The sequence below is a fragment of the Dyadobacter flavalbus genome, from assembly GCF_006149045.1.
In the GTDB taxonomy this organism is placed as follows: Bacteria; Bacteroidota; Bacteroidia; order Cytophagales; family Spirosomataceae; genus Dyadobacter; species Dyadobacter flavalbus.
Genome location: NZ_VBSN01000027.1, coordinates 133,481 through 158,149, shown reverse-complemented (window position 1 = coordinate 158,149; position 24,669 = coordinate 133,481). Strand labels below are relative to the sequence as shown.

Sequence of the window (24,669 nt, the reverse complement as noted above, 5' to 3'; positions counted from 1 at the left end):
TTTATGAATGTCCGGACCTGCTTTTATCAGATCCTGTTTTAAAATCAATAACTCGACTTTTGGGTAAATTATTTCACTGTCACAGACTTTGTAACCGCTTCTTTTTCAGATAAAGACCAATGCGCATCGAACATCGTCAGAAACCATAGAGCCATAATCACCGGCAAGGAATACTTGTCCCACGAAAGCTGCGCCTTTCCGAGCAGCAACGTGTTCAGAACCATCATCCAGCCGGCAAGGTTGAACTGAGGTGAAATAAACCGCATTAATGCCAGCAGCATCAGCAATCCGAAACATAGCTGTTTGATCATACCCGTAATGCCGATTGTCATCATAAACTGGTCAATATAACCAAGATACGGCCATGTAAAATACGGATTATGCGCTTGCCTGGCCGGAAAAAACAACACCATAACCGCAACGAGTAACAATAATAATACAAAAAGACGAGGATGTCTGCGCGGATAATCTACAAAATACTTTGCCTTTCCTGTCAAAACTACTTCCGGGATAACGTAATAAACAGACAGACAGACGCATGCGTACATGACATACCCAAAGTTGTATTTTACAAGCTTGTCCGAATCATAATGCTGCTGCGCCATTACTTCGGCCGGCGCCGGGCCTTTCCAGAGTAAAAACCACGGTATGATGCTTAAAACGGCAATGGCGTAATAAATCCAGACTTTATCAATGAGCAGCCGGTTTATAAAATCTCTGACATTGGATGAACTTCTGAAGACATTGCAGAATTCGTAAGCCACAATGGCAGCCGGAAATGCCAGCATATACTGGCGGCAGCTTACCGCCGCAACAAACAGCAAAAGGCCGCCCAAGTGCATGCGTTTCAGATATGCAATGATGCCGGCGAGCACAAAGAACAACGCAAAAATATCCGTGTAGTAATAAACGCTGCAAAGGTAGTAATTGGGAAAAGCCATCAGCCCCGCAAGGCAAAGCCAGAACCTTTTTGAACGGTCCGGACTGTTCCAGATAAAAAGCATCAATAGTAAAAAGCTTGTGGCAAAAGTAAGCAGCCTCAAATGCTGGATATTTTCTCCGAATATGCGTACAACCCAGCCTCCGAGTATGAACGGAACCGGCGTATTTAATTCGTTATAACTTTTCAGCAGGTCAATGGAAGGCAGAATTTCGTGACTAAAAAGTACCGCAGTAGGCAAGTAATGAAATTCGTCCTGATACAGTTCTACCGTAAAATGATCTTTCAGCAAAAAGATGATCAGGAATAAAGCGGTAATGAATAGCGATGTGTATAATTTTCTGGAAAGCATGGTGTTTGTTTAAACAAAATTTACTTCGGCACTCAGCCGGATTCCGAACTTTTCCTCAACGGAATCCTGTATTTTTTCTGAAAGCAACTTGATCTCGTTTCCGTTTCCGCCGCCGTAATTGACCAGCACCAAAGCCTGTCTTTCATGTACGCCGATGGAACCTTCGCGGTAACCTTTCCAGCCTGCTTTTTCTATGAGCCAGCCTGCAGGAACTTTTATTTTGCTTTCATTTACAGCATAGCCCGGCATTTCGGGATAACGGTTTTTGAGCATTGAAAACTGCGTTTCGGCAATTTCCGGATTTTTAAAAAAACTGCCCGCATTCCCGATTTGCGCAGGATCGGGAAGTTTGCTCCGGCGAATGTGAATGACGGCGTTGCTTACGTCTTTTATGGTTACTTCGGTTACATTCAGCTCCTGCAATGTTTTCTGAATATCCCCGTATGCAATGTTAAGAACAGGATTTTTACTGAGCTTAAAAGTTACGTTTGTAATAATGTACTGATCTTTCAGTTCCTTTTTAAAAATACTTTCCCGGTAACCAAACCGGCATTCCTCTTTTGAAAAAATCCTTAATGTGCCGTCATTTACAGCAACCGCTTCAACTGAAACGATCACATCTTTAACTTCAACGCCGTAAGCACCTATGTTCTGCATCGGGGCCGCGCCGACAGTGCCGGGAATGAGCGAAAGGTTTTCAACACCGCCGTAATTATTTTCAACGCAGTACATAACGAAAACATGCCAGTTTACGCCACTGCCCAGCCGCAGCCAAATATCTGCATCGTCTTCCTTTATTTTTTCAATTCCCCTGATATCCGGATGAATGACAAGCGCGTCTATATCTTTTGTGAACAGCACATTGCTTCCGCCGCCCAGGATAAATTTTGGCGTCTGCTGCCATACGGGATCCAGCAGGATTTGAGTTAATTCATCAACGGACCTCACTTCTGCAAAATACCGGGCGGTTGATTCCAGCCCGAAAGTATTAAAGTGGCGAAGTGAAAAGTTGGTCTGGATTTGCATAGAAAATACGAATAAGTCGGGCAAAGTTAGGTATTACATTGAAAATTGCGCAGTATGGTGATTCATCCATTTTTAACTAAGTTTGCAAGCTCATTTGTAATGATGATAGTTATGTTGCTGAAAAACAAACTTTTCTGGACTTTCCTTACTGGAATTATCATTCTTTCAGGATGCAGTAAAAAAACGGTTGTCAGTACATCTTCTGCAGAATACCGGGAAGATCTTGCGACGGTTCGGCCTCGCCCGAAACTGGCGGAACCTGTAACGGAAAAGAAACCGGATGCAGCGACTCCGCTTCCTTCAAAACCAGCTTCCGGTGCCAATGCCGATAAACCGTTATATGTAAACAAAAAGCTGGAAACCGTACTGGATACACTGGCAAAGCAGAACAAGTCGATTCGTTATATCAACGGTTTCAGGATTCAGATATATGTAGGAAATGTACGTCAGGAAGCGGATGAAGCCAAGTCGTACATTTATCAGACGTTTCCCGACATGTTTCCTTACGTCACCTATACGCAGCCGACTTACCGTGTGAAGGTCGGGGATTTCATGTACCGCAGCGATGCAGAACAATACCTCGAACTTATACGGGAACAGTATTCCTCTGCTGTTATTCTTGCAGACCGGGTAGAAATAAAACGCAGCCTTCTGCTAAATACATCGCTGGAAAACAACTGATATATGTGGCACTTGACTAAATTGCGCGCTCAATTAACCGGATATTATTTATCCACACATACATTTTGATCATCATGAAAAAAGCCTTAATTACCGGTATTACTGGACAGGACGGCTCTTATCTGGCAGAGCTTCTGCTGGACAAAGGATACGAAGTACACGGTATCAAGCGCCGGAGTTCATTGTTCAACACGCAGCGCATTGATCACATTTACGAAGATCCGCATGAGAAGAACGTCCGTTTTCATCTGCATTACGGTGATTTGAGCGATTCTACCAATATTATACGCATTGTTCAGGAAGTACAGCCCGACGAGATTTACAACTTGGGTGCCATGTCACATGTTCAGGTGAGTTTTGAAGAACCTGAATATACAGCCAACGTGGACGGAATCGGGACGCTGCGTATCCTGGAAGCGGTCCGGCTTTTGGGACTGACCAAGAAAACACGCATTTATCAGGCTTCCACATCGGAACTTTACGGACTTGTTCAGGAAGTGCCGCAATCCGAACGCACGCCGTTTTATCCGCGCTCACCTTATGCCGTTGCCAAACTGTACGGTTACTGGATTACGGTAAATTACCGCGAAGCTTACGATATGTTTGCGGTAAACGGGATTTTGTTCAATCACGAATCGCCGTTGCGGGGCGAAACCTTTGTAACCAGAAAAATTACCCGCGCCGTTGCCCGGATTGCATTGGGCCTTCAGGATAAAGTTTATCTCGGAAATCTGGACGCACAGCGCGACTGGGGACATGCCAAGGATTTTGTAGAAGCCATGTGGCTTATTCTTCAGCAGGAAAAACCCGAAGACTTCGTAATTGCAACCGGCATCACAACCCGCATCCGGGATTTTGTAAAAATGGCATTTGCGGAAGTCAGTATTGAAGTGGAATTCACCGGAGAAGGCGTGAACGAAACGGCCAGAGTTGTACGCTGTAACAATCCTGATTTCCAGATTGAAACGGGCCGGGAAGTCGTTGCAGTCGATCCGAGGTATTTCCGTCCGACAGAAGTGGAACTTTTAATCGGCGATCCCACAAAATCAATGACCAAACTGGGCTGGAAACCGAAATATGACCTGAAAGCACTAGTTAACGATATGGTGGCAGCGGACGTTATGCTGTTCAAAAAAGACCGGCTTCTGGAAAGCAGCGGCCACCGTGTTCCAAACTATTTCGAGTAAATATTAAATTGTACGCTTATAAATGAAAGTGCCCTGAACATTAAAATTCAGGGCATTTTCATTTAAGAATCTGGTATTACAATCAATAAAGATCATCAATTCAATTAAAAGCTAACAGCTATCTGCCAACAGCTTTTCATTAAACCGCTCCCGGTACTTTTTTGATGGACTTTGCAATTTTGATCAGCGTTTCCGGCTTCTGATAACCGATAACCTGTTTTACGATCTTGCCGTCCGGATCAATAAAGAACAATGTCGGGTAACCTTCCAGCGGATATTTATTGGCAAGCGCCGGACCTTCCCCGCTTTCCATATCAAACTTTACGTTGATAAAATTCTTGTTAAAAACCTCTGCGACATCAGGACGGGTAAAAACATTTTTCTGAAGTAATTTACAAGGTCCGCACCAGGTTGTGTACGCATCAAAAAATATTACTTTTTTCTCCTGTTTGGCTCTTTTCAGAATGGATGCCCACGTTGCTTCTGTAAACTGGATTCCTTTTTCCTCCGCCTTGTTTTTACTGTTTTTATCATCCGCCTTAACAGCTGAAAAAGTCAGGGCAAGACACATTAGAAGAAAAGCTGTTTTTTTTAACCCTTGCATAGTTTATCTGGTTTGATTCGGTTCTGATTAGTCAATAACGAAAATACCCTTTTGTTTTATTTTATCCAAAGCCTTGGAATCCGCTTGTTTACATATTGCGGTAAAACATTTTTTAAAAAGTAACTTTACAGTCTCAATAACGTTAAAATCTTATGAAAGTTCAGGATGCCAGATATGTTATGAGCAATTCGGATTATCAGAAATGCCCTTCGCCTGATTTGCCCGAGTATGCTTTTATCGGAAGATCCAATGTGGGCAAATCGTCGCTCATCAATATGCTTGTGGAAAAGAAGTCGCTGGCCAAAACTTCGCAGCAGCCCGGAAAAACACAGCTTATCAATCATTTTCTGATCAATAATTCGTGGTACCTCGTCGATTTGCCGGGTTATGGTTATGCCAAGGTCAGCAAAGTGGAGCGCGAGAAATGGGAAAAAATGATCGGAGATTATCTTTATAACCGTGAAAACCTGATCTGCACCTTTGTACTGATTGATATCCGCCACAGCGCATTGGCCGTAGACCTTGATTTTATGGCGAATCTGGGCGAAGCCGGCATTCCGTTCCATATTATTTTTACCAAAGCGGACAAGCTCAAATCCGGGCAGGTTGCGAGCAATGTGGAGGCATACCGGCAGAAACTGGAAGAAATATGGGAAGAAATTCCGCCGATGTTCATTTCTTCGGCAGAAAAAAATGAAGGAAGAGACCCGATTCTGGAAACAATAGAAACTTATAACCAGTCGTTTCAGAATACAAAGTAGCCGCAAGGTTGTTTAACGGCCAATCTTTCTGTTATTTTGCGCAAAATTTAGTCATAGCATTCGACACAAAATCAAGATATATCTAATAGTTAAGAAAGGATGAGTGAAAAAGCAGAATCAACCGGAATGGATTTGTTGAAGGAAATTGCCAATGTTTCAGGGAAAAGCGGTTTGTTCCGGATTCTGAAGCCAAGCCGTGCAGGCGTTATCGTTGAAAGCCTGGATGAAAAACGTGAAAAAACACTGATCGGACCGACAGCTCGCGTCTCGGTGTTAAAAGATGTTTCGATTTTTACAGATGGCGAAGAAGAATCCGTTGCTTTGGCTGATGTTTTTCTTAAAATCCGGGAAGTACACGGAGAAGAAATTGCCTTGCCGGTAAAAACATCTTCCGACAAAGAACTGGTCGAGTTTCTGAATGAGGTTCTTCCCGAATTCGACAGATCCAAAGTTTATGTTTCCGACATTAAAAAAATCATAAGCTGGTATAATTTATTGTCAAAATATACGCCTGAACTTTTTGCCGTACAGCAGACCGAAGAAGCAGCAGCAGAGCCAGCTGCGGAGGCTGCCGCAGAACCGGTTAAGGAAGAAGAAAACGAGGCTTAATTCAGGATTACAAACGAATTGCAATAGAACCCTGTCGTACCGGCGGGGTTTTTACTTTTCAAAAGATCCGGCAAAAACAATCATGATCCCTATTTCTGATTTTATAGATCACACACTGCTTGGCCCGACGGCAAGCGAAACGGATATCCGCAAAATTTGTGAAGAAGCCTGGATTCATCAGTTCAAAGCCATTTGTGTGGCGCCGTCTTATGTAACCTATGCTGTCGAAATGCTGGAATTCTGTCCGGTAAAAATTGAAATTGCTACGGTAATCGGTTTTCCTTTCGGCTATTCGACAACCAGGTCAAAAGTATCTGAAGCGAGTGACGCGCTGCAGAACGGAGCCACGGAACTGGATGTGGTCATGAACCTTTCCCGTTTCAAATCCATGGCTTATCTGAGCGTGCGTGAAGAATTAAGAACCCTTTCCGAACTGGCGCATGAAAAAAATGCCTTGCTCAAAGTCATCGTGGAAACGGCTTTTCTCGATTCTTTTGAATTGTACACAGCTGCTGAAATCTGCGCCGAGTCTGGAGCTGATTTTATCGTGACTGCTACCGGATCTGCAGAAAATTACTCAGATGAAGAGACCGTTCGCAAGCTGAAAACGATATTGCCGCCGCATGTCCGTATAAAGGCAGCCGGAGCGATTTTTACACCTGCACAGGCCAGTGCACTGGTAGAAGCCGGCGCATCGCGCATCGGAACTGCAAGCGGAATTTCGATTGTTTCCGGACTATGAACAGACAGCGGATTTTGCTTTTGAGCGTTGTACATCCGGCAACAGACCCGCGCATTTTGTACAAAATTGCGCCTTCACTGGCCATACATCATGAAGTGTTTTGTGCGTTGCCCAATGCACGCTCCAATCAGCAGAAAAGCAATATTGCATTCATTAACCTTCCTTATTTCCGGCAATTACTGTCCAGACTTCTGTTTTGTCATCCGGTTATGCTGTGGAAATGCCTGCGTATCCGGCCGGATCTGGTGCATATTTTTGTCCCTGAACTGATTCCCGCAGCTTTTCTTTTCAAATGGCTTGGAGCAAAGATTATTTATGAAGTGCAGGAAAACCTTTATAAAAAATTCAGCATCAAGCAGTTTAATAACGGTTTAGTGTTCCGCGCCATTTTCAGGCTTTTTGATCATCTTGCCCGAAAAAGCTTTTTCTGCGTTTTTACGGAAGATGCTTACCTTCAAGAGTATGAAAATCTTGCATTGCCGTATGCCGTTATCCATAATTATGCTTCCATTCCGTTTATGGACGAATATGGTGCCCGGGAATTTCCGGTAAATGAAAAACCGGAATTTTTCTATGCAGGCGTCATTTCCATGGAAAGGTGCTTTGATGTTCTGGTTACGGCATTGTCAAAGTTGAAAACCCGGTATCCGGATTTCAGAATGCACTTGTTCGGGCCCGTTCGTTTTCAGCCGGGCGAAGCAGCAAGTTTGCCGGGTTATGCCGAAATTCGTCCGAATCTGATATTTTACGGGTATACAGACCAGAAAAGGCTGCTTTCCTATGCAAAAAATGCGGTTGCCGGCATTGCACTGCTCAAACCGGTTGCAGATTACCCCGATTCCTACACAACCAAATTGTTCGATTACATGGCTTTGAAACTGCCCGTTATTGCATCGGATTTTCTGCTTTACAGGCATGTTGTGGAACAATCGGAATGCGGGTTTTGTATTTCTCCATATGATGCCGGTATATTGTACCAGAAACTGCTATGGCTGATTCAAAATCCCGAAAAAGGTGCTGTAATGGGCAGGAACGGACGGAAGGCAGCCGAAATTCATTACAACTGGAAACAGGAAGAAGCCATTCTTTTATCATTTTACAAAACAATCCTGGAACATTCAGGTGGATCATAAAAGATTATAATTTATAAAACTTATTATTGAATTGTTCAAATATTAAGTGCTACGATTTCTATGAAATATTTAACTTTCGGAATCAAATAGAATCGTAGCTTGCGAAGTCAACTTCTCAATCATGTATATTAATACAGTCAGTCATTATTTGCCAAGCGAAGTAATTGGTAATGAATATTTTACAAACATTAACAATCTGTCTCACGAGTGGATTGTAGAACGCACGGGAATTTCGGAAAGACGTAAAGCTTCCAAGGATGAAAATACAACCACAATGGCGATCAAGGCCGTTGAGTCCCTGCTTGAAAGCATTCCTTACAGTAAAAATGAAATTGATCTTATTGTCGGGGCAACTTACACGCCTTATGATACCATTGTTACGTTAGCCCATGCCGTTCAGCATCATCTTCAGATTCCGGATATTCCGGTTGTGAGTATTTCATCCGCCTGTTCTTCGCTGCTGAATGCCATTGAAATTGTGGAAGGTTATTTTGCACTGGGCAAGGCATCCAAAGCCATTGTGGTCGTATCGGATCATAACACGGCTTATTACAACGAAATGGATACCGTTTCCGGACATTTATGGGGCGACGGCGCTTCTGCGATTCTGATCTCAAAAGAACGCCAGACTGACTCGGATATGCAGATCAAAAAGCTGATTACCGGCGGCGCGGCAACAAGCGGAAAAGCGATAGAAGCCGTCGTACTGCGCCCGAACGAGCGCGGTGTTGTAATGCCTTTCGGCCGCGATGTATTCCAGAATGCGTGTATTTATATGCCGAAAGTCAGTCAGCAGGTTTTGCAGGCGTGCGGCCTTACCATTGATGACCTTGATTATCTTATTCCGCATCAGGCCAATCACCGCATCAGTCTGAATGTGATCAATACGCTTGGAATTCCGGCGGAGAAACTGATTTCAAATATTCAATATCTTGGAAATACGGGCTGTGCAGGCTGCGCCATTGCACTTTCTGAAAATAAGGACAAGTTTAAAAAAGGAGAAAATATTGTCATTACCGTTTTTGGCGGCGGTTATTCTTACGGCGCCATGCTGATTACCGTATAGCAAGGATCCGTTTTCAAACGGTTATAAACACAAAAGCCTTTCAGCGGAGATCCTGCTGAAAGGCTTTTATATTGGATTGGCTATTAACTAGCTATTGGCTGTTGGCTATTAGCCATTGGGAATTTGCTTGAAGCTATTTTATAGAAATTCAGAAAACTGCTATTCGTGCATCTTTCCGGTTGCCGTCAGCTAAAAGCCAGTTGCTAATACCTAACAGCCATTTAATTCACTTCCGGCTCTGCAAACATTGCAGGCTTCCATGTATTGTTTTCAGGATTAACGTCCGGCAGGCTGTGCTCCGGATCAATCGTTACAGAACGGATGGCCTGTTGCGTAGATGCTTTGAAAGTCCAGCTTCCGCCGCGCTGCCAGATTTCAACGGGCAGTTCCACTCTGGTTTTTTTGCCGCTTACTTCTTCAATATCCACTTTGGCCGGCATTGCCCAGCGATCCAGGTTTTCTATCGTGATGAAAGACCCTTTCTGCGGATTCTGCTCAACGTAGCTTACATCTTTCACACTCTGATCAAGTTTGTAATTTTCGAAAAACCATCCTTTCCAGAACCAGCCCAGATCTTCTCCGGCTGCATCTTCCATTGTCCTGAAAAAATCATACGGCGTCGGGTGCTTGAAAGCCCAGCGCTGCACGTACAAATGAAACGCATAATCAAACCGGTCTTTTCCAAGAACCTGCTCTCTGAGCATTTTCAAACCGAGTGCCGGCTTGTAATAGGCTTCCCAGCCAAGGTTTACAGCTTGTACAACATCCGGAATTGTCATGATCGGATCTGCTTTCGGACGGAAAATCATCGGTGCCAGCCGCTGCATATCGTTCATTTGCGGAGTTTTATATTCTCCGTTGTTGAAATTATCCGCTGAAAGGAAGTTGATAAAAGTATTGAAACCTTCATCCATCCACGCGTATTTACGCTCATTGGTACCTACAATCATCGGAAACCAGTTATGGCCGAATTCATGGTCTGTTACGCCCCAAAGATCGTCTTTACGGCTTTTGCTGCTGCAAAATACAATTCCCGGATATTCCATTCCGCCCACAATACCAGCCACATTGGTCGCAACCGGATAAGTATATTCATGAATATAACCGGAGTAAAATTCGATGCAGCCTTTTACGTATTCCGTGGAACGTCCCCATCCGTCCAGACCACCGTCTTCAGCAGGATAAACGGATTGTGCCAATGCCGTTTTCCCTTTTGGCAGATTCATTTTTGCAGCATCCCAGACAAATGCCTTGGAAGTAGCCCAGGCTATATCGCGCGCCTGAAGGCAGCGGAAACGCCATGTCAAAGTTCCGGACTGCTTGGGCCGTGTAGCCGGATTGGTTACTTCTTCTGCACTGCGGATGATTACAGTCTGGTCACTTTTTGCTGCATCGGCCAGTCTTTTGCGCTGTTCGGCCGTAAGCACGTCATTCGGGTTCAGCAATTCTCCCGATCCGACAACGATATGATCCCAGGGAACAGTTACATTGTATTCGAAATCACCGTATTCCAGATAAAACTCTCCGGCTCCAAGATAAGGAAGCAGGTTCCAGCCTTCAATGTCGTCGAAAACAGCTACACGCGGATACCATTGTGCCATTTCATAAACGATACCGTTTTTGGTTTCCAGCGTTCCCATCCGGTCAGAACCGTACTCCGGGATTTTAAATGAATAAGCAATTTTGATTTTGATCACATCTCCGTTGGCTTTTACAGGCGTTGCCAGACGGATCTGCATGCGTGTATCGGTAATTTTGAAATCGGCTTGCGTAAACTTGTCTTTTCCCTGCTGCACCGAAACAGCCTGAATGGAATCGCCGCCGTTAAAACCGGTATTCCCGAAACGGCCGCCTGTAACCGGCGTAGTCCTTCCGCCTCTTGAATGATCGCTGAATGCGTTCTGATCCAGCTGGAGCCATATAAATTCAAGGTTTTCGGGACTGTTATTTTTGTAAGTCAGTTCCACATCGCCGCTTACGATACCTTTTGCTTCATCAAGCGCAACATTGATCTTGTAATCGGCCTTGTTTTGCCAGTATTTCGGGCCGGGCGCACCGCTTCCTGTACGGTACTCATTTCCAGGCTGAAAATTAAACAGGGGATGAAATAATGTATGCGCATCATACTTCGGCTTTTCAGGCTCCTGCGCAAATGCATTAAAGAATCCAAGGCTGCCCATAGCAAACAGTCCTAGGCGAAATATTAAAAGTTTCATTCGTATGATTTAATAAATATGTAATTGTAAACGAGCAATATACAGCTTTTCGCCTTTTTTAAAATAAAAAGTTTGATTTTTGCCTGTGAATAACGGTTTAAAATAGGCTTTGATTTTTCGTCTGTAAACACTCCATGCGCCCACGCCTTTCTGTTGATGAATATACCAAAGGAATTCTGGCAGGCGACAGAAATACGCTCAGCCGGGCTATAACCATCACGGAAAGCAGGCTCAAAGAGGACCAGATACTTGCTTCGGCTATTCTTCAGGATATTCTTCCCTATGCAGGCAACGCCCTGCGGATCGGAATTACAGGCGTGCCCGGCGTCGGGAAAAGTACATTCATAGAAGTTCTGGGAAAACATATTACTTCGCTCGGAAAACGCGTTGCAGTTCTGGCAATTGATCCTTCCAGCAAAAAGTCGGGCGGCAGCATTCTTGGTGATAAAACACGCATGGAAAAACTGGCTCACGACCCGATGGCTTTTATCCGGCCGTCGGCAACCGGTTTGTCGCTCGGCGGCGTGGCCCGCAGCACCCGCGAAAGCATGCTGCTTTGTGAAGCTGCCGGTTATGAAGTCATTTTGATAGAAACCGTCGGTGTAGGCCAGTCGGAAACGCTGGTGAAAGGCATGACGGACTTCTTTTTGCTGCTGATGCTGGCGGGTGCCGGTGACGAGCTTCAGGGAATGAAGAAAGGGATTACAGAAATGGCGGATTTAATTGCTATAAACAAGTGTGACGGCAATAACAAGGCAGCGGCACAAAAGGCCATGGCGGAGTTCAGAAATGCACTTCATTTGTTGCCGGAGCCGGAATCGGGTTTCAGCAATCCGGTTGTATGCTGTTCTGCAGCGGAGGAAAGCGGCATTGCGGAAATCTGGGAACATGTGCAGCGCTTTCATGAGATTACGTCAGAAAATGGCTTTTTAAAAAAAAACCGGCAATTACAGAATCTGGACTGGATGCAGGATTCTGTCCGGCAAATGCTGGAAGAAAGCTTTTACGATCATCCGGATATTAAGCGTAAATTAACGGCTGTAAAAAAAGCAGTTGCCAAAGGCGAGCTGCTTCCGGCTGCCGCTGCTCAGCAACTGATTAATTTGTTTGTAAAGAGAACAATATAACCTTGTAATGGAAAATACAGGCTTCTGTTTCTGGTATAGAAATTATAAGCACAAGTTTCCCGGTTTGATTTTTAAGCTGCGTGTGAATTTATAATAATCAACAATTTATAATTATGAAAATGATTAACGCTTTGAGCAGAGTTACTTTACTGACTTTCATTTTTGCTGTACTTGCATTTTCTGCATGTAAAGACAATGATGATCCGGATCCCGTTTTGCCTGAGACCAATCCGATTGTAGGCAAATGGCAGCTTACCGCCATTACGCCGGAAGTAGCCGGAACCAATATCCCAGCACTTGTTTTTCTGACTACCGTTGCGCCTTCCTGTCTTTACGATCTGAAACTTAATTTTAATGCAAACAATACAATTACGACTTCGGATTGCGATGCTGCGGTTTCGCTTATTGATCCGTTTGTACCCGTAGGTACCGACGCAAAATGGGAAGTGGATGGCGACAAACTGGTCCTGACCAAAGGATCGGCCAGCGAGGAATTCAAGATTACACAGACTGCAACGGACCTTACGGTTGTTGTAAACACTCAGACAGATACAACCAAGCCGGCTGTAAATGTTTTGTTGCTGTTCAAAAGAGTATAAAATCTGAATACTGACACCAGTTAAAGCCGTAATGTAAAGCCGGTTTTAACTGGTATGGTCACAAAGGATAACCCACTTGCCGTTGATCTTCTTCCAGAGAATAGTATAGTAACCTTCCAGATCGCCTTTTTCCGGGCGCGTCAGATGGAATTTGCCAACCAGAAAAGCAACATCCGGCTGCGGCTCTGTAAAATTGATATAGGTAAATTTGAGCGTTCCCATGGCAGCACGGTCCGGATAGCGCCTCAGATAACCTTCGTAAGTTGCTTTATAGCCATAAGTAACGCCGCTTTTTCCTACAAACATCAGCGAGTCGGATTCCCAGTAGCCATTCATAAAAGCTGCGATATCTCCTTTGTTCCAGTCGGCTGCCTGCCGGTCCATGATGGCATAGATAATTTCCTTGTTACTTTTGGTCTGCGCCATTCCTGAAACAGCCGCGGTCAGCAGAATGAGGGTGAAAAGCCAGTTTCTCATATTTTTTACGATTTTTGCAAAATGAATCCTGATTTTAAATATACACGAAAGATTCATTCAAAAAGATTGTATTTACAAATCAGCATCCAACCGGCATGAGCAAGTTCGATCATTTATTCAAAAAGCTTGACCGCCAGAAATACCCGTTCATTGATGGCATTTATTATTTGTTCATTCTCGTTTTTCTGCTCATCCTGTTCATCTTTTTTTCCTGACCTGTGGACAAGCTGCCTTACCTTTTTATTCTGAACCCCAATTCCGGCACTTCCATCGGTAAAAAAGCGGAGATCATCGGGCAGATGATCCGGAACTTTGCAGAAAAAAGCGGAAATCAGGCTACGGTTCTTTTTACAAAAGAGCGGGGCCATGCTACTGCGCTTGTAAGGGAAAATCTTGCAAAAACAAACTGGAAAGCCATTGTTGCCGTTGGCGGCGACGGCACAGTAAATGAAATTGCGCGCGCATTGATCGGCACGGATACACCGGTCGGGATATTGCCGCTGGGTTCGGGAAACGGACTGGCCAGGCATCTCGGCCTTCCGCTCACGTTCGAAGGATCGCTTAAAAGGGTTTTCGAAGGAAAGGTCATTACAATTGACAGTGCACAACTGAACGACATTCCGTTTTTCTGCATTGCCGGGATCGGCTTTGATGCTTATGTCGGCTATTTGTTCAGTCAGCAAAGCGGCCGAGGTCTTGCTACTTATGTCCAGGTTTCGGTGCAGTCATACTGGAATTACAAAGCGCAGTTGTTACGGATTAACGGCGTCGAAACGGCGGCATTTTCCTTGTCTTTTGCCAATGCCGGCCAGTTCGGGAACAACGCATGGGTTGCGCCGCAAGCCAGTCTGCAGGATGGATTGCTGGACGTTTGCGTGATAAAGCCGTTTCCGAAATGGTACGGAACCTCGCTGGCGTACAGACTTTTTACCAAAGGGCTTAAAAACTCGCGTTACATAGAATACCGGAATATGACGGAATTGCTTGTTGAAACGGATACGCCGCCCATCATCCATTACGACGGCGAGCCGATGCAGCTGGAAACAACGCGTATTGAAATTAAAATAAATCCTGAAAGCTTGCGTGTAATCGTTTAAGGTGCTTTTTATAAATAGAAATACAGTAATTCACTTTTTTATGTCAAAGAAAAACCGAGAAGGCATTATATACTCCACCAATCCTGATTATGAATATCAGAATTCAGGAAATGAAGAACCCGAAACATTGTCACCTGCACAGCAGGACTTAAGAATTTGGCTCGACCGGAAAGGAGGCGGGAAAATTATTACGGTTGTAAAGGGCTTTATCGGGACAAACGCCGATCTGGAAGCTTTGGGAAAACAGCTTAAAGCGCTTTGCGGAAGCGGCGGAACGGTAAAAGACAATGAAATACAGATTCAGGGCGATCACCGCGAAAAGGTGATCAACTGGCTTACGGGTAAAAATTACAAGGCAAAAAAAGCGGGAGGATAATCCTCCCGCCGGTTATAAAGTAGCGTTGGTGTCCAGCTCCGTCGGCGCTGGCAACTGCCTTGGCGTTTCAGCAGCAGGCGGAACATTGCCGCGTCCGGTGTCCAGGACTTCCACGTTGGTCACAAAATATTTGGTATCGCCGTTCCAGGGCAACGTAAAGAACTTTTCCTCGTAAGTAAGTGAAACGCGGTGTCCGTTTGCAATGGCATCTTCCAGCTTTGCAATGGCGTCTTTGTTTTTTGCACTTACCGAAAATATCCATTCCGATGAATTCATGGTGCCATCGCCTTCATACAGGCCGCCCATCCGGAGTTCGCCTTCATAGGTTTTGAACAGATAACCTTTATTGCTCAGCTTTGTAATAAAACCTCCGCGCTTTCCTTCGCTGTAATATCCAAAAGTAAGGTAGTACAGGATTCCAAACACGATGGCCAGAAATATGGCAAATATGACCCATTTACGCATAACAGTAATTTTCAGTTTTATGGTACAAGCGAACTTCGCAAAACAGTTTGATTTTTCCTAGTCATTATTTTGCACGAATGGCAATCACAGGGTCCATCCGCGCGGCGAGCAAAGCAGGAATTATTCCCGAAAGCACGCCTATGATGCTGGAAACTCCCAATCCCAGTATTACATTTCCGGGAGTCAGTAAAATTTCCAGCGATCCTGCAGGAACAAATGACAATAAGTATACCAGAAATATCCCGACCACACCGCCCACAAGGCTGAGCATAACAGCTTCAAACAGGAACTGGAAAAGAATGGAATAATTTTTGGCACCGAGCGACTTCTGTATACCAATGAGATTGGTGCGTTCTTTTACGGAAACAAACATGATGTTGGCAATTCCAAAGCCGCCTACCAAAATGGAAAAACTGCCGATTACCCAACCGGAAAGCGTCAGTACCGCAAACAGTCCTTCCAGTGCCTTTGCGGCAGCTTCGGGACGATTCAGTGAAAAATTATTCCCGTCTCTCGGCTTTATTCCCCTTTTGGTACGCATCAAGCCTGTAATTTCCGCTTCTGCTTCCAGCATACCTTCATCGCCGGGAAGTGCTTTCACGACAATATCCGCATTTCTGCGCCCCGACTGGAATAATTTTGAAAATGAAGCAAAAGGAATAATACAGATCTTGTCCGGGCTGCCGCCGAAATTTACAAGACTTTCCCCTTTTTTGACCTGCACGCCGACGACTGTAAATTTATTTCCTGAAAGCTTGAACTCCTTTCCGACAGGATCCTGCCCCGGAAACAACGATTCGCCGATGTCTGCACCGATGATAGCTACATTCCGGGCATTGTTTGTTTCCAGCGGGATAAAATACCTTCCCGCGCCGATTGCGATATCGGATATCTGATTGTACTCGTACGAAACACCCTGAATCTGCGCGATAATGCTGTTAGAACGATTTTTTAGTGTGGTGTTGCCACGAAAATCCATGACAGCCACGGCACTGGCATTTTCCATGTTTTCATACAGGTATTTGTACTCGGCAAAGGTCGGTTCCGGCCACTGAAAATATTTCCACCACTGGTATTCACCGCCAAAGCCCCACGGCCATTTCTGAACGTAAATTACTTTGTCGCCAATGAAGCTCAGACTGTCCTTGATGTTTTTTTCCAGTGAATCCACAATTGTAAATACCGCCACGATAGCAAATATTCCAACGGTTACACCAAGCAGCGACAAAATGGTACGGGTAATGTTGGATCTCAGCGCCTGAAGGGCAAATCGAAAACTTTCCAAAAGCTGCCGTAAAAATTTCATAAGGACATGATGAATAGAATGAACTTAAATTTTCCCGTGGAATTCAAAAGTTAGCAGTTAAGTACAAGGTCCTAAAACAAATTGGTATAAATGGCAATAAAAAATGACCGGACTGATTACATGCATTTCAACAGTAAAAACATTCTATGGAAAAATTTCATAAAACACATATAATATAACTGTTTTTGAAGACATTTAATATCTTACATCATCCACCACAACACTACTGAAATGGCTGTACGTTACAAACTATTTTTTCTGGCCAGCATGTTGCCCGGGTTTCTGGCTGCCCAGAAACCTGTTCAGGAATCAACCGGATTTTACCAGTTTCTTTCGGACGACCCCAATCAGAAACCATTTTACAGTGACCGGCAGGGCGTGATCGCCAAAAACGGAATGGTGGCTTCTGCACATCCGGAAGCGTCCAGAGTGGGCGTTGATATATTGAAAGCAGGCGGTAATGCCATTGATGCGGCTGTTGCCGTTCAGTTTGCGCTTGCCGTTGTACATCCGTCGGCCGGAAACATCGGCGGAGGCGGCTTTCTTGTTTTCCGGGACAAAGCCGGCAAGAGTTTCAGCATCGATTTTCGTGAAAAAGCGCCTGCAAAAGGCCATGCGGATATGTATCTGGATAAAGACGGCAACGTAATCCCGAATGCAAGCATACTCGGGCGGCTGGCTTCGGGCGTGCCGGGTTCCGTGGCAGGAATGGCGGAAGCGCATTCGAAATATGGGAAACTGACCTGGAAAGCCGTTTTGCAGCCTGCCATTGATCTGGCGGAAAGAGGCGTGATCCAGACAGAAAGAGAAGCGCGCGGGCTTAATGCTATCAAACAGGATTTGCTGAAACTGAATCCGGGTACAACGTATTTTATCAATCCGTCCGGAAAAGAATGGGCTGCAGGTGATATTTTAATTCAGAAAGATCTGGGTAAAGTATTGCGCCGCATACAAAAGAAAGGCCGGGACGGATTTTATACAGGCAAGACGGCCCGAAAGCTCTTTAAGGACATTAACCGCAACAATGAAGGAATTATCAGCAAAAAAGACCTTGCAGCATACCATGCACAATGGCGGCCGACTATCACTGAAAATTACAAAGATTATAAAGTCATCACCATGTCGCCTCCGTCCAGCGGCGGCATTGCGCTTGTGCAGCTCATGCGGCTTACAGAACAGCATCCGCTCCGTAAATGGGGCTGGCACAGCGATTCGACCATTCAGGTGATGATTGAAGCCGAACGCCGCGTGTATGCAGACCGGGCGAAATTTCTCGGTGATCCCGATTTTATCAAAATTCCTTCCGAAACCCTGATGAGCCGCGATTATCTTCAGAAACGCTGGAATGATTTCAGCTGGGACAAAGCGACAGACAGCAAAACCATAGCCGGCGGCACATTTCCGGGATATGAAAGTCTGGAAACAACGCATTTTTCCATTGTGGACAAAGAAGGAAACGCAGTTTCGGTAACTACAACGTTGAATGGCGGCTATGGCAGCCGCGTTGTAGTCAAAGGCGGCGGATTTTTCATGAACAACGAAATGGACGATTTCAGCATAAAACCGGGCGCACCGAACATGTACGGACTGATCGGCAACAAGGCCAATGCCATTGCCCCCGGCAAACGTATGCTGTCTTCCATGACACCGACAATTATCGAAAAAGACGGCAAGCTGCTGATGGTTGTAGGAACACCGGGCGGCTCAACGATTATTACTTCTGTATATCAGACAATCCTGAATGTGCTGGAACACGGCATGACGATGCAGCAGGCCGTAAATGCGCTGAAATTCCATCACCAATGGCTGCCGGACAAAACGACTTTTGAAGCCAGCGCTTTTTCGGAAGGAACGATAAAAAAATTACAGGAAAAAGGATACATTCTTGAACAGCAGCGCAATACGATTGGCCGTATGGACTGCATCCTTGTAAACCCGGACGGCACGCTGGAAGGCGGCTCCGATCCGAGAGGCGACGATACGAGCGCTGGTTATTAAAAATATAAGCGTACTTTTTCCGGATTGATTCAGGACCTTGTCAGTTCCCGGATTAATCCGGAATGCTGCGGATACAATGCCTGCAATGCTGCCCGTTCCGCCATTTCAAAATCCTCAAAGTCAAAACCCGGCGCTACGGTACAGCCAACCAACGCGTAGGAACTTCCGGCACACGGACGGGATGCAAACCAGCTTCCGGCCGGAACGACAGCCTGAAACGTTTCTCCTATTTCAGGATTATTTCCCAAAAAGATGGTTTCCAGATTTTCTGATTCGGGATCAATAACAAAGATTTCCAGTGCGTCACCTGCGTAAAAATGCCACATCTCATCAGACTGGATCCGGTGAAATGCAGAAAAATGATGTGCTTCCAGCAGAAAGTAAATTCCCGTTGAAAAACATCTGGCTCCTTTAAAACGCTTTGGCAAAGCGTTCTCTTCAATGATTCCTGCCGAACGGTAAGTTTCTGTAAAATATCCGCCTTCGGGATGCTGCTTTAGGCTGTATTTTTTAATCCAGTAGGACGCTTGTTGCATAAATTTCTGCAATTGGGTTTTTGAAATAACCGTGCATTATGGTTTTCCGGTTTTGCCTTTTACTCAATTATACATTCTTCTGCTTTGAAATTGCAAGGATTACGTAATTTTGCTCAAAATAAATCACAAACAATCAAATTTGATCAGATGAATAACGACAAAGTCACTATAATTTCTGAAGACATCCTTTCTGACAATTGGTATACGCTTAAAAAATACACGTTTGATTACCAACGTGAAGACGGAAAAGTAGAACGCCAGTCGAGGGAATCGTACGATCGCGGAAACGGCGCAACGATTTTGCTTTACAATACCGAAAAGCAGACGGTGCTGCTCACAAGACAATTCCGCATTCCGAGTTATGTAAACGGCAATCCGTCCGGCATGCTGATTGAAGCCTGCGCGGGTTTGCTGGACAAGGATAATCCCGAAGATTGTATTATCAGGGAAACCGAAGAAGAAACCGGATATAAAATCAGATCCGTCCAAAAGATTTATGAAGCTTACATGTCGCCGGGATCTGTGACCGAAATACTGTATTATTTCATAGCTGAGTATTCAGACGATATGAAAGTAAGTCAGGGCGGCGGAAAAGAACAGGAGCAGGAAAATATCGAAGTAATGGAAGTTCCGTTTGTTCAGGCACTGGAAATGATGAAAAACGGAGAAATAAAAGATGCAAAAACGATTATACTGCTTCAGTATGCGCAGATAAATGGTTTGTTCGGAGCATAAAAGAGGCTGTCCCGGAATTTTTCAATCCCGGGACAGCCTCAACAATTTATCTGAAACTATGAAATCGGGTCAGGAATAGGCATTGTTTCGGGTGTAGCCGCAGTTGCCCCTTTGTTTCCTGTAAATTTTTCGTAAAGATCTTTAAAGAATGCTTCTGCTTCCGGAAAGCTGCTTTTTAAACTGTCAAATCCTTTGGCTTTCAGTTCATCCAGATACTCAGGCGCTTTATTCACGGCTCCTTCCGCATCTGATTTGATATTATTTGCTTTTGTCTTCAGATCTTCCAGAAGCTTTTCTCCTTCTTCACTCTGAAGATATTTGTGTGCAGCTACTCCGGCGGCAGCACCAAGAATAAATGTGGCCAGGTGTTTTGAATTTATGCTCATGATTTCCAGTTACTTAGTTTGAGATTAGTTAAAGAATAAATTCCTTTACAAAAAATGTGCCTTACTGATCTAAAACGGTTTCCAGAAAAATTGTGCCTGCATTAATCAACAGCTTCAGAGACTTACTTTATTTCAAAAGCAGCCTGCATCCGGTAACTTATTTTAATTTTCTGGTAAGCGATATCGCTGTCCGGAGCGGCATCCGCCTCGGCCATCGCCATGGTTCTCATGTTCGATTTTGCAAACATAGGCTGCGGATAATACACGTTTTCGTCCAGTTCGCGCACTTCAAGCACTTGTCCGAGTTTCTGGTCCAGCGCTCCCAGCAGGTAATTTGCCTTTTCTTTTGCTGCTTTTAACGCATCAATTTTAACCTGTTTTTTAAACTCCTCTTTTTTGGAATGATCCACGCGGGCAACATTCGCATATTGTATGCCCCGGCTGTCTATTTTTGACAGTACGCCATCCAGCTTGTCCGGACGGTCCACTTTGAGTTCATATTCCTTGCTTTCCAGAAAAGTAGTCGGTTTTTTCTTCTTGTCTGCATAATTTTGGTAACCGCCCAAGCTGCTGACGGACAATGCTTCTTTGGGAAAACCTGCGTCCGTAACTGCTTTGATAAGCTGCTTTTCCAGCGTGCTGATGATTACCTTGTTTTTCTGGCTTTTTTCATCTTCATAGTACTCTCTTAATGAAATACTGAAGTAAATTTCATCCGGAACAACTTCCATTTCGGCAAAGCCTGCTACTTCAATCTTCCGGACCGGATTTTGTTGTGATGAATTCATTTGTGCAAGAGAAGGGAATACAACAGCACTGAACATCAGTGCTGCAAGCAAAATGGTTTTTTTCATGGCTTAATAAATGATGGTATAAGTTAAAAATGGCCTTAACTGACAGCAAAGCTAACATTTGTTGTCAATTTTAAAGGTTAGATAGAAACATATGCCAAAGGTTTAAGCAAGCATAAAAATGATTGCCGTTTTTATGATACGATCGGTTCATTGCAGCTCATAAAAAATGCGAAGACAAAAGGTTACCTTTTTGTTTTCGCATCCATTAAGTATAAAATCGTAAAGTTGCTTTTGCTGAAATTTCAGGTAAAATTCTGATAAATCGAGTCCATAATACGGACAAAATGCTGATAATCGGAATCATTAAGACTTCCCCAACCTTTTCTGCGGATGTCCGCCACAATGGGAAAAGCCTGGTTATAGATGGTTTCTCCGTCTTTGGTAAGGAACAAATTGAATTTACGCCTGTCTCCGGCTGCCGGGCCACGCTGCACCAATCCTTTTTTTTCCAGCAGATCAATAATGCGCGTAACAGTTGGCGGATCTTTGAAAGTAAGTTCCGCCAGCTCATTCTGACTGATTCCCTGCTTGCGAAATATATGATCAATAAGAACCCATTGATCCACGGTCAGATCAAAACCTGCTTCTGTAAGTTGCTTTTGCAAAGCGTTCCTGATTTTCTTGATAGTCGTGTCTATCTTGAAAAAATAGGCACGCTGGTCGGAATGATGTGTCATGCGGAGTGCGGTTGAGGTTAATGAATTATAAGGATTACCTTTTATAAGTCCGCTCAACTATTCGTCTACTAATAATTGCATGGAAAATTTAACGGCTTGTAAATACAAATTTGTGATTATTAAGCCATTTGAAAGCTGTAACCTGCCGATTGCTAATTACTCGAAATTGCAACACCAATTTAGTGCCTTTTTTTACTTTAAAAGTACAATATTGATGCCGATAAATCATTTCACACACTTAATCAGTTCTTTATGCATCCATTTTTAATCCGCCTGACTGCAATATTCATTTATATCGTTGTTCTGACAGCAAAAAATACTTCTGCCCAAATTCAGAAATTTGTTCAGATAGCCAATGAGAATCAAGTCATTGACAATTCGGAAGTAAGAGATTTTAAGATCAGAATAAGTAAAAACCCAAATGTTGCAAGATATTTTTTTGTGACATTGAACCCGCTGGCATCTTCGCAAAAGGATGGATCCTTGATATTGGAAATACCGGATAAAGAAAAGGCAATTGTTGCGCAGGCAAGTCACGTTACATATTATTCTGATACAGAATATGAGTGGATTGGCAAAACAGATGAAGGTCGCGGTACTGTGATTATCTTGTCAAAAGAAGGCCGGATTGCAGCACATATTTCTACTCCGGACGGAGTTTATGAAATATTCCCGGTTTTCGGTGAATTATACTGTCTTCAGGAAATAGATACTTCAGAAGGAAATGACATTGGATGTGTTACAACTTCTAACAATGCTGATAGTAAAAGAGAAGGTTTAAAATCAGTCGCAGATTCTGTTATTCACAAGAATGCCAAGATGTACGCATGCCAGCCAGTTGTAAACCCCAGAGTACTGATACTTTATACATCAAAGGCCATGGCACTTGCCGGAAGCATTGCTAACATGCAGACACTGGCCAATATGTCTATTTCTCAGTTCAATTCCTGCATTTACAATAGTGGAATCACCAGTAATGCAGCACTCGTTTTAGCCGGAGTTGAATTTCTGAATTTTGCTGAAACTAGTACAATAACTACGGATCTTAACAATCTTGAAATTAATGCTACAGCAAAAAATTTGCGAGATCAGTATCAAGCCGATATGGTTGTGCTTTTTACAGATGCTGAGTATCAGGGCGGAAGCACACGTGGTAAATCACAAACCGTATCACTAGAAAATTCCAAATCATATGCCATCGTCGAACTTTGGCATGCAACCGCCAGTAAGACTTTTGCTCACGAAGTTGGCCATTTATATGGATGCAGGCATGAAGATGACAATTCTCAACCTCCTTCTTATGCAAAAGGCCACAATATAAAAAATCTTGAAATAACAGTTGATCGTACAGTAATGGTAGGAAACAATATTACTGAGAACGAGGCTATAAATCGTTTAATGAATTTTTCTAACCCGAATGTTTCAGTAGGAGGAAGAGCAACGGGAACCAGTGACGAAAACAATGCATTACGTATAAGCCAGTCACATGCTGTTGTCAGTGCTTTCCGGCCAAATCCAAGTACTGTGTTTACAGCTTATCTGGATGGACCTACTTATGTAAATGCAGCTAGTGGAAAGAATTACGAACTTAATTACAGCTGCGGAACAGGGCCTTATACATTCTCATGGCAATACAGTTATGATGGTGTAAATTATACTTCTTCCAATATTACCACAGAAGTTTTCACCTGGTATTTTTATCAAAATCAAAAAATTTACATCAAAGGTATTGTTACCGGAAGCGGAAAATCTGCAACAGCATTTATAACCGTAACTGCACAAATGCCAAGCCCTTACAAAAAAGGCACAAACGCTGAAATAGATTCTGTTAGTCAGAAAAATTCCAATTTAAAGGTTACGCCTAACCCTGCTTCAGACGAAGTAAATATCAGCTATAATCTTCAAGCTGACTCTGATGTTAAACTTGAAGTTATCGACCAGTCCGGCACATTGGTAAAGTTACTTAAAAAGGAAAATACCCGGCAGATTAAAGGATTGCATGCCGTTAACTGGAATTGCAAGAATGTTCCGGCAGGCACTTACCTTGCAAGAATCAGCTATGGAGATATAGTAGAAATAAGCAGAGTAATAATCATCAAATAGCTATGAATATGAAAAATCTATGGCTATACATTTTCAGCATTTCCATTCTGCTTCTCACTGCTTGTGATGACTTTCCACTTCCGCAAATGCCTTCCTGGGGTTATTTAACTGCAGATATGAATGGAAAAGACTGGAGCAAAACTTACAAGAATGCTTATCAAACAATTCAAGCATGGGACAGTAACGATAATGTTTCAGATACCTTTGTAATAATGGCCGATTTATATAACCCGTATGGTGCCCGGCGTCAGGAATTGTATTTTCAAAATATTCCCTCGGAAAAAGGACATTATACTATGTTAAAGGACATTCCCTATGAGAATAAGTACGATAGGTTTGTTTATGGAAGCTTATACACGCTCGTGAGTGACGGGGATGCTTCCGGAGATACTTACAGTGTACTGGATACAGAAAAAGCTTTCTTCCAAATTGACGAAGCCATTACAAAGACTAGGGAAATTAAAGGCACATTTCAGGTGACATTTGTTATTAACAAACCTCGTTATGATACCGCCTTGCCTGATACACTACGATTTCGTAATGGAAAATTCCATACTAAAATAATGGAGCACAAAAGAAGGAACAGGAAATTACTTTAACTCCATTATACCAAAAG

26 protein-coding genes are annotated in these 24,669 nt (G+C 43.8%); 15 read left to right on the top strand and 11 right to left on the bottom strand.

What is annotated here, in order from left to right; genetic code table 11:
- Positions 1 to 68 precede the first annotated feature (68 nt).
- Positions 69 to 1,292 (bottom strand): Dol-P-Glc:Glc(2)Man(9)GlcNAc(2)-PP-Dol alpha-1,2-glucosyltransferase, encoded by a 1,224-nt coding sequence (locus FEM33_RS05905; RefSeq protein WP_139011169.1) that lies wholly within the window; start codon positions 1,290 to 1,292, stop codon positions 69 to 71.
- A 9-nt stretch (positions 1,293 to 1,301) separates the two neighbouring features.
- Complete coding sequence (gene murB / locus FEM33_RS05900; RefSeq protein WP_139011168.1) at positions 1,302 to 2,318, bottom strand: UDP-N-acetylmuramate dehydrogenase; 1,017 nt, start codon at positions 2,316 to 2,318, stop codon at positions 1,302 to 1,304.
- Between the two features lie 99 nt (positions 2,319 to 2,417).
- Between murB and FEM33_RS05895 the strand changes: the two genes are divergently transcribed.
- Positions 2,418 to 2,999, top strand: coding sequence for an SPOR domain-containing protein (locus tag FEM33_RS05895; protein WP_229214107.1), 582 nt, complete (start codon positions 2,418 to 2,420; stop codon positions 2,997 to 2,999).
- Between the two features lie 74 nt (positions 3,000 to 3,073).
- The gene (gene gmd / locus FEM33_RS05890) at positions 3,074 to 4,186 is read left to right on the top strand and encodes a GDP-mannose 4,6-dehydratase (protein ID WP_139011166.1); all 1,113 of its coding nucleotides are present in this window, start codon (positions 3,074 to 3,076) and stop codon (positions 4,184 to 4,186) included.
- Positions 4,187 to 4,325: 139 nt separating this feature from the next.
- Here gmd and FEM33_RS05885 read toward each other — a convergent pair whose 3' ends face one another.
- The gene (locus FEM33_RS05885) at positions 4,326 to 4,757 is read right to left on the bottom strand and encodes a thioredoxin family protein (RefSeq protein ID WP_229214106.1); all 432 of its coding nucleotides are present in this window, start codon (positions 4,755 to 4,757) and stop codon (positions 4,326 to 4,328) included.
- Between the two features lie 185 nt (positions 4,758 to 4,942).
- Between FEM33_RS05885 and yihA the strand changes: the two genes are divergently transcribed.
- The 5 genes from yihA (at position 4,943) to FEM33_RS05860 (ending at position 9,101) form a co-directional block, all read left to right on the top strand.
- The gene (gene yihA / locus FEM33_RS05880) at positions 4,943 to 5,551 is read left to right on the top strand and encodes a ribosome biogenesis GTP-binding protein YihA/YsxC (RefSeq protein ID WP_139011164.1); all 609 of its coding nucleotides are present in this window, start codon (positions 4,943 to 4,945) and stop codon (positions 5,549 to 5,551) included.
- 99 nt (positions 5,552 to 5,650) lie between these two features.
- Positions 5,651 to 6,160, top strand: a complete 510-nt coding sequence (locus tag FEM33_RS05875; RefSeq protein ID WP_139011163.1) for a DUF5606 family protein — start codon at positions 5,651 to 5,653, stop codon at positions 6,158 to 6,160.
- Positions 6,161 to 6,242: 82 nt separating this feature from the next.
- Entirely contained in the window at positions 6,243 to 6,902 is a 660-nt protein-coding gene (gene deoC, locus FEM33_RS05870; protein ID WP_139011162.1) for a deoxyribose-phosphate aldolase, read from the top strand.
- Positions 6,899 to 8,035: a glycosyltransferase gene (locus FEM33_RS05865; RefSeq protein WP_139011161.1), complete on the top strand. Its 1,137-nt coding sequence runs from the start codon at positions 6,899 to 6,901 to the stop codon at positions 8,033 to 8,035. The genes deoC and FEM33_RS05865 overlap by 4 nt, the downstream gene beginning before the upstream one ends.
- Before the next feature lie 121 nt (positions 8,036 to 8,156).
- A complete protein-coding gene (locus FEM33_RS05860) occupies positions 8,157 to 9,101 on the top strand; it encodes a 3-oxoacyl-ACP synthase III family protein (RefSeq protein WP_139011160.1) in 945 nt (314 codons plus the stop codon).
- Between the two features lie 221 nt (positions 9,102 to 9,322).
- On the opposite strand, the gene FEM33_RS05855 is transcribed toward FEM33_RS05860, so the two are convergent.
- Complete coding sequence (locus FEM33_RS05855; protein WP_139011159.1) at positions 9,323 to 11,317, bottom strand: M1 family metallopeptidase; 1,995 nt, start codon at positions 11,315 to 11,317, stop codon at positions 9,323 to 9,325.
- A gap of 134 nt (positions 11,318 to 11,451) precedes the next feature.
- On the opposite strand from FEM33_RS05855, the gene meaB reads away from it, so the two are divergent.
- Both meaB and FEM33_RS05845 read left to right on the top strand, forming a co-directional pair.
- A complete protein-coding gene (meaB, locus tag FEM33_RS05850) occupies positions 11,452 to 12,444 on the top strand; it encodes a methylmalonyl Co-A mutase-associated GTPase MeaB (protein WP_139011158.1) in 993 nt (330 codons plus the stop codon).
- Positions 12,445 to 12,557: 113 nt separating this feature from the next.
- A complete protein-coding gene (locus FEM33_RS05845; protein ID WP_139011157.1) occupies positions 12,558 to 13,043 on the top strand; it encodes a lipocalin-like domain-containing protein in 486 nt (161 codons plus the stop codon).
- A gap of 45 nt (positions 13,044 to 13,088) precedes the next feature.
- Here FEM33_RS05845 and FEM33_RS05840 read toward each other — a convergent pair whose 3' ends face one another.
- Entirely contained in the window at positions 13,089 to 13,520 is a 432-nt protein-coding gene (locus FEM33_RS05840) for a YybH family protein (protein WP_139011156.1), read from the bottom strand.
- A 218-nt stretch (positions 13,521 to 13,738) separates the two neighbouring features.
- On the opposite strand from FEM33_RS05840, the gene FEM33_RS05835 reads away from it, so the two are divergent.
- Together FEM33_RS05835 and FEM33_RS05830 are read left to right on the top strand one after the other, a co-directional pair.
- Entirely contained in the window at positions 13,739 to 14,617 is an 879-nt protein-coding gene (locus tag FEM33_RS05835) for a diacylglycerol/lipid kinase family protein (protein ID WP_139011155.1), read from the top strand.
- Between the two features lie 40 nt (positions 14,618 to 14,657).
- A complete protein-coding gene (locus tag FEM33_RS05830; RefSeq protein ID WP_139011154.1) occupies positions 14,658 to 14,993 on the top strand; it encodes a translation initiation factor in 336 nt (111 codons plus the stop codon).
- A 12-nt stretch (positions 14,994 to 15,005) separates the two neighbouring features.
- Here FEM33_RS05830 and FEM33_RS05825 read toward each other — a convergent pair whose 3' ends face one another.
- Both FEM33_RS05825 and FEM33_RS05820 read right to left on the bottom strand, forming a co-directional pair.
- Entirely contained in the window at positions 15,006 to 15,458 is a 453-nt protein-coding gene (locus FEM33_RS05825) for a DUF8785 domain-containing protein (protein WP_139011153.1), read from the bottom strand.
- Between the two features lie 64 nt (positions 15,459 to 15,522).
- Complete coding sequence (locus FEM33_RS05820; RefSeq protein ID WP_139011152.1) at positions 15,523 to 16,764, bottom strand: ABC transporter permease; 1,242 nt, start codon at positions 16,762 to 16,764, stop codon at positions 15,523 to 15,525.
- A 231-nt stretch (positions 16,765 to 16,995) separates the two neighbouring features.
- Between FEM33_RS05820 and ggt the strand changes: the two genes are divergently transcribed.
- Positions 16,996 to 18,762, top strand: coding sequence for a gamma-glutamyltransferase (gene ggt / locus FEM33_RS05815; RefSeq protein ID WP_139011151.1), 1,767 nt, complete (start codon positions 16,996 to 16,998; stop codon positions 18,760 to 18,762).
- Positions 18,763 to 18,791: 29 nt separating this feature from the next.
- On the opposite strand, the gene FEM33_RS05810 is transcribed toward ggt, so the two are convergent.
- Entirely contained in the window at positions 18,792 to 19,298 is a 507-nt protein-coding gene (locus FEM33_RS05810) for a cupin domain-containing protein (RefSeq protein WP_139011150.1), read from the bottom strand.
- A gap of 147 nt (positions 19,299 to 19,445) precedes the next feature.
- Between FEM33_RS05810 and nudK the strand changes: the two genes are divergently transcribed.
- Positions 19,446 to 20,033, top strand: a complete 588-nt coding sequence (gene nudK, locus FEM33_RS05805; protein ID WP_139011149.1) for a GDP-mannose pyrophosphatase NudK — start codon at positions 19,446 to 19,448, stop codon at positions 20,031 to 20,033.
- Positions 20,034 to 20,089: 56 nt separating this feature from the next.
- On the opposite strand, the gene FEM33_RS05800 is transcribed toward nudK, so the two are convergent.
- The 3 genes from FEM33_RS05800 to FEM33_RS05790 all read right to left on the bottom strand — a co-directional run bounded on the left by FEM33_RS05800 (position 20,090) and on the right by FEM33_RS05790 (position 21,950).
- A complete protein-coding gene (locus tag FEM33_RS05800) occupies positions 20,090 to 20,419 on the bottom strand; it encodes a YtxH domain-containing protein (protein WP_139011148.1) in 330 nt (109 codons plus the stop codon).
- Positions 20,420 to 20,541: 122 nt separating this feature from the next.
- Positions 20,542 to 21,273 (bottom strand): SIMPL domain-containing protein, encoded by a 732-nt coding sequence (locus tag FEM33_RS05795; RefSeq protein WP_139011147.1) that lies wholly within the window; start codon positions 21,271 to 21,273, stop codon positions 20,542 to 20,544.
- A 242-nt stretch (positions 21,274 to 21,515) separates the two neighbouring features.
- A complete protein-coding gene (locus tag FEM33_RS05790; protein WP_139011146.1) occupies positions 21,516 to 21,950 on the bottom strand; it encodes a MarR family winged helix-turn-helix transcriptional regulator in 435 nt (144 codons plus the stop codon).
- Positions 21,951 to 22,202: 252 nt separating this feature from the next.
- Between FEM33_RS05790 and FEM33_RS05785 the strand changes: the two genes are divergently transcribed.
- The gene (locus FEM33_RS05785; protein ID WP_139011145.1) at positions 22,203 to 24,053 is read left to right on the top strand and encodes a M12 family metallo-peptidase; all 1,851 of its coding nucleotides are present in this window, start codon (positions 22,203 to 22,205) and stop codon (positions 24,051 to 24,053) included.
- A gap of 2 nt (positions 24,054 to 24,055) precedes the next feature.
- Positions 24,056 to 24,652 (top strand): hypothetical protein, encoded by a 597-nt coding sequence (locus FEM33_RS05780; RefSeq protein ID WP_139011144.1) that lies wholly within the window; start codon positions 24,056 to 24,058, stop codon positions 24,650 to 24,652.
- Positions 24,653 to 24,669 lie beyond the last annotated feature (17 nt).

Excerpts from the sequence above, each read along its gene's own strand:
- FEM33_RS05905 (WP_139011169.1), bottom strand. The coding sequence starts at position 1,292 with ATGCTTTCCAGAAAATTATACACATCGCTATTCATTACCGCTTTATTC.
- murB (WP_139011168.1), bottom strand. The coding sequence starts at position 2,318 with ATGCAAATCCAGACCAACTTTTCACTTCGCCACTTTAATACTTTCGGG.
- FEM33_RS05895 (WP_229214107.1), top strand. The coding sequence starts at position 2,418 with ATGATGATAGTTATGTTGCTGAAAAACAAACTTTTCTGGACTTTCCTT.
- gmd (WP_139011166.1), top strand. The coding sequence starts at position 3,074 with ATGAAAAAAGCCTTAATTACCGGTATTACTGGACAGGACGGCTCTTAT.
- FEM33_RS05885 (WP_229214106.1), bottom strand. The coding sequence starts at position 4,757 with ATGTGTCTTGCCCTGACTTTTTCAGCTGTTAAGGCGGATGATAAAAAC.
- yihA (WP_139011164.1), top strand. The coding sequence starts at position 4,943 with ATGAAAGTTCAGGATGCCAGATATGTTATGAGCAATTCGGATTATCAG.
- FEM33_RS05875 (WP_139011163.1), top strand. The coding sequence starts at position 5,651 with ATGAGTGAAAAAGCAGAATCAACCGGAATGGATTTGTTGAAGGAAATT.
- deoC (WP_139011162.1), top strand. The coding sequence starts at position 6,243 with ATGATCCCTATTTCTGATTTTATAGATCACACACTGCTTGGCCCGACG.
- FEM33_RS05865 (WP_139011161.1), top strand. The coding sequence starts at position 6,899 with ATGAACAGACAGCGGATTTTGCTTTTGAGCGTTGTACATCCGGCAACA.
- FEM33_RS05860 (WP_139011160.1), top strand. The coding sequence starts at position 8,157 with ATGTATATTAATACAGTCAGTCATTATTTGCCAAGCGAAGTAATTGGT.
- FEM33_RS05855 (WP_139011159.1), bottom strand. The coding sequence starts at position 11,317 with ATGAAACTTTTAATATTTCGCCTAGGACTGTTTGCTATGGGCAGCCTT.
- meaB (WP_139011158.1), top strand. The coding sequence starts at position 11,452 with ATGCGCCCACGCCTTTCTGTTGATGAATATACCAAAGGAATTCTGGCA.
- FEM33_RS05845 (WP_139011157.1), top strand. The coding sequence starts at position 12,558 with ATGAAAATGATTAACGCTTTGAGCAGAGTTACTTTACTGACTTTCATT.
- FEM33_RS05840 (WP_139011156.1), bottom strand. The coding sequence starts at position 13,520 with ATGAGAAACTGGCTTTTCACCCTCATTCTGCTGACCGCGGCTGTTTCA.
- FEM33_RS05830 (WP_139011154.1), top strand. The coding sequence starts at position 14,658 with ATGTCAAAGAAAAACCGAGAAGGCATTATATACTCCACCAATCCTGAT.
- FEM33_RS05825 (WP_139011153.1), bottom strand. The coding sequence starts at position 15,458 with ATGCGTAAATGGGTCATATTTGCCATATTTCTGGCCATCGTGTTTGGA.
- FEM33_RS05820 (WP_139011152.1), bottom strand. The coding sequence starts at position 16,764 with ATGAAATTTTTACGGCAGCTTTTGGAAAGTTTTCGATTTGCCCTTCAG.
- ggt (WP_139011151.1), top strand. The coding sequence starts at position 16,996 with ATGGCTGTACGTTACAAACTATTTTTTCTGGCCAGCATGTTGCCCGGG.
- FEM33_RS05810 (WP_139011150.1), bottom strand. The coding sequence starts at position 19,298 with ATGCAACAAGCGTCCTACTGGATTAAAAAATACAGCCTAAAGCAGCAT.
- nudK (WP_139011149.1), top strand. The coding sequence starts at position 19,446 with ATGAATAACGACAAAGTCACTATAATTTCTGAAGACATCCTTTCTGAC.
- FEM33_RS05800 (WP_139011148.1), bottom strand. The coding sequence starts at position 20,419 with ATGAGCATAAATTCAAAACACCTGGCCACATTTATTCTTGGTGCTGCC.
- FEM33_RS05795 (WP_139011147.1), bottom strand. The coding sequence starts at position 21,273 with ATGAAAAAAACCATTTTGCTTGCAGCACTGATGTTCAGTGCTGTTGTA.
- FEM33_RS05790 (WP_139011146.1), bottom strand. The coding sequence starts at position 21,950 with ATGACACATCATTCCGACCAGCGTGCCTATTTTTTCAAGATAGACACG.
- FEM33_RS05785 (WP_139011145.1), top strand. The coding sequence starts at position 22,203 with ATGCATCCATTTTTAATCCGCCTGACTGCAATATTCATTTATATCGTT.
- FEM33_RS05780 (WP_139011144.1), top strand. The coding sequence starts at position 24,056 with ATGAATATGAAAAATCTATGGCTATACATTTTCAGCATTTCCATTCTG.